The sequence below is a fragment of the Streptacidiphilus cavernicola genome, from assembly GCF_042510955.1.
Lineage (GTDB): Bacteria > Actinomycetota > Actinomycetes > Streptomycetales > Streptomycetaceae > Streptacidiphilus > Streptacidiphilus cavernicola.
In genome coordinates this window covers 66,363-74,383 of record NZ_JBHFAB010000034.1, presented here as the reverse complement: position 1 = coordinate 74,383, position 8,021 = coordinate 66,363, and the positions used below count along the sequence as shown (strand labels likewise).

The 8,021-nt window shown below is 66.5% G+C and carries 4 protein-coding genes and 1 pseudogene; all 5 read left to right on the top strand.

Annotation, left to right across the window (positions count from 1 at the left end):
• The first annotated feature begins 341 nt into the window (after window positions 1-341).
• The 5 genes and pseudogenes from ACEZDE_RS31680 (at window position 342) to ACEZDE_RS31660 (ending at window position 6,962) form a co-directional block, all read left to right on the top strand.
• Window positions 342-1,634, top strand: a complete 1,293-nt coding sequence (locus tag ACEZDE_RS31680) for a carbohydrate-binding protein (RefSeq protein ID WP_380543854.1) — start codon at window positions 342-344, stop codon at window positions 1,632-1,634.
• Between the two features lie 916 nt (window positions 1,635-2,550).
• Window positions 2,551-3,642, top strand: coding sequence for a hypothetical protein (locus ACEZDE_RS31675; protein WP_380543851.1), 1,092 nt, complete (start codon window positions 2,551-2,553; stop codon window positions 3,640-3,642).
• 144 nt (window positions 3,643-3,786) lie between these two features.
• Complete coding sequence (locus tag ACEZDE_RS31670; RefSeq protein ID WP_380543848.1) at window positions 3,787-4,818, top strand: hypothetical protein; 1,032 nt, start codon at window positions 3,787-3,789, stop codon at window positions 4,816-4,818.
• A gap of 464 nt (window positions 4,819-5,282) precedes the next feature.
• Window positions 5,283-5,805: pseudogene (locus tag ACEZDE_RS31665) on the top strand (LutC/YkgG family protein).
• 209 nt (window positions 5,806-6,014) lie between these two features.
• The gene (locus ACEZDE_RS31660; RefSeq protein ID WP_380543845.1) at window positions 6,015-6,962 is read left to right on the top strand and encodes a restriction endonuclease; all 948 of its coding nucleotides are present in this window, start codon (window positions 6,015-6,017) and stop codon (window positions 6,960-6,962) included.
• The last annotated feature ends 1,059 nt before the right edge of the window (window positions 6,963-8,021 follow it).

The following is an 8,021-nucleotide window of genomic DNA, read 5'->3' as shown; positions in this document are numbered from 1 at the left end:
ACCCGGCCACCATGGCAGGCGGCGCGTTCGCCTACACCATCGCCCTGTCCACCGACACCACCCCCCACAGCCCCAACACCCAGACCCCGACCCCCTACATCCACGCCTACAACACATCCGGCACGGAAATCTACAACCAGAAGACCGACCCTGCGTTCTGACGAACCTGGATGGGGGGATCTGTGCCGACGCAGACCGCGCCGCAGTCTGGTCTGTACCAATGCGCGCTAATGGTCTTGATCAATCTTGGCGGCGGACATACAAAAGTCAGCAACTCGCCTGTGCCCCACACCGCAGGTGAGCCGACTGGTCGTCACCACTCCTCTCCCCCTGGAGGATTCATGCGCGTTGGAAAGCGGATTCTTCGCACGGCACTGACGAGCTGTTCAGCCCTCGGCCTGGCCATCGGTGGAACGGTCTTCGCGGTGGCCTCGGCGCCCGCCGCACAGGCGGCCTCCACCTGTGCCACAGCCTGGAGCGCCGCCACTGTGTACACCGCCGGCCAGCAGGCCAGCGAGAACGGTGCCAACTACACGGCCAACTACTGGACCCAGGGCAACGACCCGGCCACCAGCAACGGCGGCAGCGGCTCCGGGCAGCCCTGGACCTCCAACGGCGCCTGTACCGGCGGCTCCTCGGGCGGCGGCGGCGGTGGCGGCGGGACCGGCGGGACCGGGACGGGCTCGGTGAGCGGCCTGCTCCTCAGCCCGTACAAGGACGTCACCATCAACATGAACTGGAACACCTACCAGATGCAGTCGGCGGCCGGCGGGTCCGTGCTGCCGCTGGTCGGCTCCGGCAGCATGGTGTCCCAGTACGTCCCGAAGCTGCCCGCAGTCAGCCTCGCCTTCGCCACCGGCTCCTGCGGCAGCGAGACCTGGGGAGGCGTCTCGGGTGCCAACTGGGCCGCCGAGAACGTGCCCCAGCTCCACTCCGCCAACCTGAACTACGTGGTGTCCACCGGCGGTGCCGCCGGGACGTTCACCTGCGGCTCCACCGCCGGCATGAACTCCTTCATCTCGCACTACACCAGCTCGAACCTGGTCGGCATCGACTTCGACATCGAGAACGGGCTGAGCTCCTCGGACATCACCAACCTGGTCAACGCCGCGGCAGGAGCACAGGCGACCTACCCCAAGCTCCAGTTCAGCTTCACCCTGGCCACCCTGGGCGCCTCCGACGGTTCCTACGGCGGCGTGAACTCGCTCGGCAACCAGGTGGTCCGGGCGGTCCTGGGCTCCAGCCTGAAGTCCTACGTCATCAACCTGATGACCATGGACTTCGGCAACGCGTCCAGCAGCGTGTGCGTCGTCTCCGGCGGCAGCTGCCAGATGGCCCAGTCGTCGATCCAGGCGGTGAAGAACCTGGAGCACACCTACGGGATCGCGGCCGGCAAGATCGCCGTCACGCCGATGATCGGCATGAACGACAACACCAGCGAGACCTTCACCACCGCGGACGTGGACACGCTGTCGTCCTACGCGAAGAGCAACGGCCTGGCCGGCGTCCACTTCTGGTCGCTGGACCGCGACACGCCCTGCAACTACAGCTACGCGTCACCCACCTGCAACTCCGTCTCCAGCACCACCCCGCTGCAGTACACCAAGAGGTTCCTCAGCGACCTCGGCTACTGACCCCTTCGGGCGACTGCGGGCCGTGCACCTCGCGTGCACGGCCCGCAGTCGCGTGATCCCGGCGACGACGCAGCCGTCCGCCGCCTTCGCCAGGCGCAGATGTTCGCGGCAGCGGTGAAGCCTCCCCAGCCGGGCAACCTGAGCTCCGCTCAGATCGCCGCGATCACAGGTCTGCCGGGCAGCCAGGATGAGGGAGCAGCAGCACGCGGTCCTCAAGGGCGTGCCAGTACTCCTTCACCCGGTGTGCTGCTGGATCACGGCGGCGAGCAGATCAGGCTCGGCGACCCCGCCCAAGGCGCACGCCGGCTCACAGGGATGGTGCCGGGCAAGCTCGCCTCCACACGGGACCTGGCGGCGCTGGCCCTGCTCGCAGGCCGGGACCTGCTGGTACCCGCTGCCTTGCTGTGCCACGGTAAGGAGACCACCAGCCGGCCAGGAGGCGGACGTGCAAGGCCTGCCTGGCCGAGCCCTACCGGACGGACACCAGCCTCCGCCTGGCTGGCGCACACTTGCGGTGCGATCGGGGCGGCTTACCCCACAACGCCTGTTCCCGGGCCACAATCGCGATACGCGTCTTCTCGTGCGTGGGGGCCATCTACGCTGGCGCCGACAGCGATTGCGCTACGCGGAGGCGGGGGCGGAGTACGTGGCGACCACCCAATCAGAAGCAGCCCCAACCTTGTTACCTGTCATGGAATCAGCGATCCCGCTGGGACCTTGGGCTGGTGCTGCCTTCGATGCCTGGGCGGGGAAGACGGGTTCTGTCTGGCACGCTGATCCTGCCTGTTCGAGCCTTCGGAGTAGAGCCCGCAGCGAGTCCTTCGCCCAGCCTGCTGAGGGCACGATGGACGCCTGCAACCTGCCCGGCCGGTTGCACTGCCTGCCTCCTGGGGCACTGTCCGACTACGCTGCCGCCGTGCACTTCCTCGTCGAGTTCACCTGCGCCACATCGCGGGGCAGGGCCGAACTGCGCGAGGGCCGGATGGAGCTGTCCCTGCTGGTGGGCGAGCAGTCGCTGTCCCGTGCCGGGTGGGAACATCTGCAGTCGGCCGATTTGGAGGCGCTGTGGGAACTCGCGGAGCGCGATCGCCGGCACCTGACGGAGGACCTGCGGCGCCAGCTCACCGATCGACTGCCGCTGATGCTGGCCGCGCAGTGGATCCTAAACGGCAAGACCCCGCGCAAGCGGCAACCCCGTTACCGTGCCTTCCTGAACCTGGCGGCGGACGAGTTCGAGACACGGGGCATCACAGCATCGACGAGTACCCGCTACCTCGACAACGAGGACCTTCTGCCTTTCTGGTTGGACCAGGTAGCCCTCGGGCGCTCGACGACGTCCGCGACTGCGGACATCAGCGAACGAGTGGAGAGCGAGACCCGGCACTACCGAAGTGACCTCCAAGAGGAGTTCTACATACGGCTGCGGGCAGCGCTGACCGAGATCGGACAGGCCTGGGCGCAGCTGCTGGGCGGCGTCCTGCTCGCCCACCCGGGGGAAGTCGCCGCCATCTTCCACGAGCACCGGCTCTCCGTTTCCTGGGAGCTGCAGTCGGTCCTCGCCTCGGTCCTGCCCTGCGCACGCCTGCGTACGGCAGAGTTCTCCTGGCTGGCCGGACGTGTCCCAGCGATCCTCTCGTTGTTTCTGCGGGAGAGGAAACGCGGCCTAGTCGGGCTGGTCCTGGAGACCGAGCACACCCAGACCTTCAACGCGGAGCAGGCAGCTCTGCTCCTGCGCAACGTTGTCCGCCTGCTCGACCGGCCGGTGCTCCTTGACCACGTGGAGGAGGGCAGCGCCGGGTCCCTCGGTCCTCGACGAACGATCACTGGCGGCGATCGCGTCGAGTCTGAACTGCACTGGCAGCTCCACGGATTCGGCTATGGGACTCACGATGCCGGACTGACGCACGCCATGCTGCTTCCGGCGGTTCAGGCAGCTTGGGAAGGACGTGAACTGGAGACACCCAAGAGCCGCAGAACGCCGGCGCGGCCGAGGCACCCGCGTCGTTAGGCCCAGCTCCTTCAGCAGAGTTGATCAGATGTGCTCGGTGGAGGCGACTCGGGGTCAAGGCAACTGCAGCCAGTCTGGCTGCCCGGCGGGCGTCTGCCCGCAATACGGTCGGCGCTGTCAGTGCCCGGGTGCACAATGTCCGTCATGTGGGGCAAGAACCGTTTCCGCAACGCGGATGGCGCCAAACTGCTGAGCGGCGACGGCACGAGCTTCGAGATGAACGTGAGCATCCCGACGGACCCTGACGGGTACTTCGGCCGACAGTGCCCCGACTGCTCCAGGATGTTCCGGATCGACGGGGAGGACTACGACGCCCTGCCCGATTCCCTCCGCCTGTGGTGCGTCTACTGCGGGCACCATGAGGACCACAGCGAGTTCCTGACAGCACAGCAGCTGGCGCGCACCGAGCGGGCGGTAGGTGACATCGCGGTGCAGATGGTTGAGCGGGCCTTGGGCAACGCCTTCCGCTCGCTGGCCCGTTCGCGTCCCGGTGGGGCCATCTCTGTGCGGGTGACCTCCAAGGTCACGCCCTTCATCCCGCAGCCGCTGCCCGGCATCGACGAGGAGCGGCTAGTCCGGATCCGCCAGTGCGCCGCTGTCGGCTGCGCGGTGCGGTACGCGGTCTTCGGGGAGCACCGGTTCTGTCCGGTGTGCGGCCTGTTGGCTCCGATCTCGATCGCGCTCGACGCATTGGACGCGCAGAGCGTGCTGCTGGATGCACTGGGACAGCTTCCCAGTACTCAGGCAGCCGTTCTGCGCGAGCAGGGTGTGTTCGACCGGGCCCGGGTCGATGTCCTCAAGAACGTGGTCGGCGTGGTCGAGACGCTCTCCGGCGCGGTGTTCCGGGGGGCCGCGCCGAACCCGGAAGCGTTCCTGAAAGGCAAGGGGAACATCTTTCAACGACTGGAGGACACCGCGGACCTGTTCGCCGCCGCCGGCTTGGGCGACGTGCGCACTGTGGTGGGCTCAGCCACGTGGCATCGGCTGCTCCAGGCGTGGGCTGCTCGGCACGTCCATACGCATCTGGACGGCATGGTCGACGCGAAGTACCTGGCCCAAGTACCGTCGTCCACAATGCAAGTGGGGCAGCGCCTGCCCGTCCCGGAGCAGTTGTCCCGGCAGGCGATCGTGGATGCGCGGTTGCTGTGTACGGAGCTCGCCGCACTGGTGCCGTAACGTCGTGGGAAGCTCGGAGGAGAGCACCGTCTAGCGCGTACTGAAGGGCGTCCAGGATTCCATCTCCGAGCTCGACCGGGTGGAATCTGCTTGGCCATGTCGAATAGGACGCCTTCGAGCCCAGCGGTCCACAACGTCCGACTGCTGGCGCGACCGCATCGCCTGCGGGCTTTCCTGGCAACCAAGGCCATGTCTTTGCTCGTCGGAGCCCTGACGCCACGATCTGCTCCGACACCGATCTCGGCTTCGGCCACCAGGCGCAGCGCGCGGTAGGGCAGGGGCCTCGGCGAGCAAGCGCCGCAGTTCACGGGGCTGCTGGCGGACGCCGTCCGCATTGCTCAGTCCGCGACTGGCCACCGAGGGGTAAAGCCTGCGGCGATGAGCGATGCCGGCACGGGTTCAGTGACGTTCAGGAACAGAAGGGTGCCCTCACGATTGATCTCCAGGAGGTCGGCGACGCGCCGGTGGCCAGGACGGCCTTGCGCATCACCGTGGCCCAGGTGGTCACCGCCTGGGCACCAGTCCCTGGCCGGGTCGATGCTGCCCGGCCGCTCGACGAGCACGGCTCGCACAGCGTGGCCGTGCCCGCTGGCCTGCCCGAGCACTGGCTCGGTGCGGCGACTGGCCTGCGACTGCTGCACGAACAGCGCCTGCTGACGGCGGGTGAGCTGGATGGCATTGACAGCGTCGTCACCCGCTGCCACCTCACCCTCGCCGAAACCGGCACCCTCGTCCTGGACGCCGGGCCCGGCCAGGGGCGACACGCCCTGACCCTTGTCCCCGACCACCACATCTGCGTCGTCGACACCGCCGACCAGGTCGTCGCCTCGCTCCCGCAGGCACTGCCCCGGCTCGACCCGACCCGGCCGCTGACCTGGATCTCCGGCCCCTCCGCTACCAGCGACATCCAACTCGACCGCCAACTCGACCGCGTCGAAGGCGTCCACGGCCCCCCGCACCCTCGACGTAGTGTTGCCTGCCACATAGCGCTCATCTGGCGCGCCCAGAGGCCGTGACGACCTCCGCCGCGAGCCAGTCCCGCATTACCCCGTCTGGGCGATGCGTACGGAATCGAGCCCGGGACCTTGCTCCGCCAGCAAGTCGGCCAAGACCGGTTCCGGACCAGGACACCCGATCAACAGCAAGCGGGCGCTACTGTGAGAGACCGGCGACAACAGGTTGTGAGGTGGGGGACGTTGCAGCAGCCCGATGCTCGGAAGAAGACGATAAATCCCAGTGCGTACAACGCACTTGCGGATGCGCTGGCGGTGATCTTCTGGAACAAGCCCCCGTTCGGGCGCTACCTGCGGGGCATGCTTCAGAACCACTCCGAGCTCTTGGCCCAGCTTGACCTCGTAACGGCTACCAAGCGTGAGACGGCCGGGCACCTGGTGGGTCTTCTACGCGCCAACGAAGCACGCTACCTCGACCTCACTGTGGCGCTTATGCTCGACATCGCTGACATGGACCGCTTCCCCAACCTTGAACAGCAACCCGACCGGGCCGAGCGGGTGGCTGTAGCCGAGGTGGCCGTCGCGGAGCTCAAGCGCTGGACCGGGAAGCAGCAAGAGGCCATCAAGGAGCACGAGGCCCACGCAGCAGCTATCGCAGAGAGTGTTCGGAAGTCCCAGGAAGTACGGGCGTTCAACAACGACCACGAGGCCCTGAAGGAATGCTTCCTCCAGTTGCATTCGGCGGTGAACCCCCACCAGCGCGGTATCGACTTCGAAGGCTTCATCAACAAGCTGTTCGGCCTGTACGACCTGGAGCCCCGGGCCTCCTACATCCTCGAACACGAGCAGATCGACGGCGACTTCACCTTCGAGACCGACCACTACGTACTCGAAGCCAAGTGGTGGAAGAAGGCCATAGGCCGACCGCTGCTCGATATCTTCAAGGCCAACATCGAACGCAAGGGCAAGAACACCCTGGGTCTCTACATCAGCATGAGCGGCTTCAGCGAGGATGCGCTGGCCGTCTACAGCTACAGCACGCCCTTCATTACCATGGAAGGCGGCGACTTCATGGCTGTGCTCGACCAGCGCATACGACTGGACGACCTCATAGCCCGCAAGAAGCGCCACGCCAGTCAGACCGGCCACTGCCACCTGCCAGTCGACAAGATCTTCGCCGACCCCAAGTGACCCCGGGATCCACCGATCGGGCAGCTCCGCACTGTGGTGACAGCGTTCCGCCGCGCAACCACGAGCAGGCGTCGCATCGTGCTGCCGGAGCACCCCGCTGGAGCACAGCCATCTCACCTCCGTCGCCGCCCGTGCCGCCGTAGAGGCCGTCGCTCGCCTCCTGGGACTCGCCGAACGCGACAGCTATTCGCCTCCGGCCAGCACGGCCCAAGCCGTGGAAATCCCTGCTCAGAAGGCGTATGCGCACCTCAACCCAGGCCGCGTGAAAGGCGTTCACGACCACAGCGCGACCACCAAGCAGAAGAGCCGCCGCCACTGAAAAGTGGAGACGGCTCTGACCTGCGAAAAAATCTGTCGGGACGACAGGATTTGAACCTGCGACCCCCTGACCCCCAGTCAGGTGTGTCTACGAACTATAGCACGCACGGCACGTATGGAACGTGACAGGCGTGCAAATCAACCCATAGCGTGCTGGCGCAGCCCTTCCAGCTGGTCCCCAACTGGTCCCCAGGCAGCCCTCAGGCCCACCAGCTGCGCCGTTGCGCCGCACCTGGTCCCCAGCTGGTCCCCAGGCAATTCATCGGGAAATGGAGTTTTTTCGCCTGAAATCGAGTCGGGATTCTGGATTTCCAGAATGTCAACCATGTTGAGAACTAATGCAACCCGCTAATTGAATTGGATGTCTTCTCGAATTTTCATGGCGGCACTCACAAGCACGCCCGGTGCCTGTTCCACAGCGACGCGAGATGCTGCGCGGAAATTGAAATCCATCCTCGGTCGATCGGACGGCGTGTCCGCGCCCGCGCCTCCTCCGAACATCCCCGGCTGCTGATCTCGGTTGGCTGCCCCCCGCGGGCGGCTGTGGGTGCCGCGCAGGCTCGTGAAGGCGCACTGGTAGGCCTTTGCCGTCGGCGCTGGCTACTTCCGTGCGCCGCAGCCCGCCCGTGCACGCGGCTGCGAACACGCCAACTTGTCCGGCAGTCCGTTGGCCTCACCTGCCCCAGCGTGGGTTGTGTACCCCAGCAGGAGGCCCCTGTGGGTGCGGGTCGGAAGATTTCA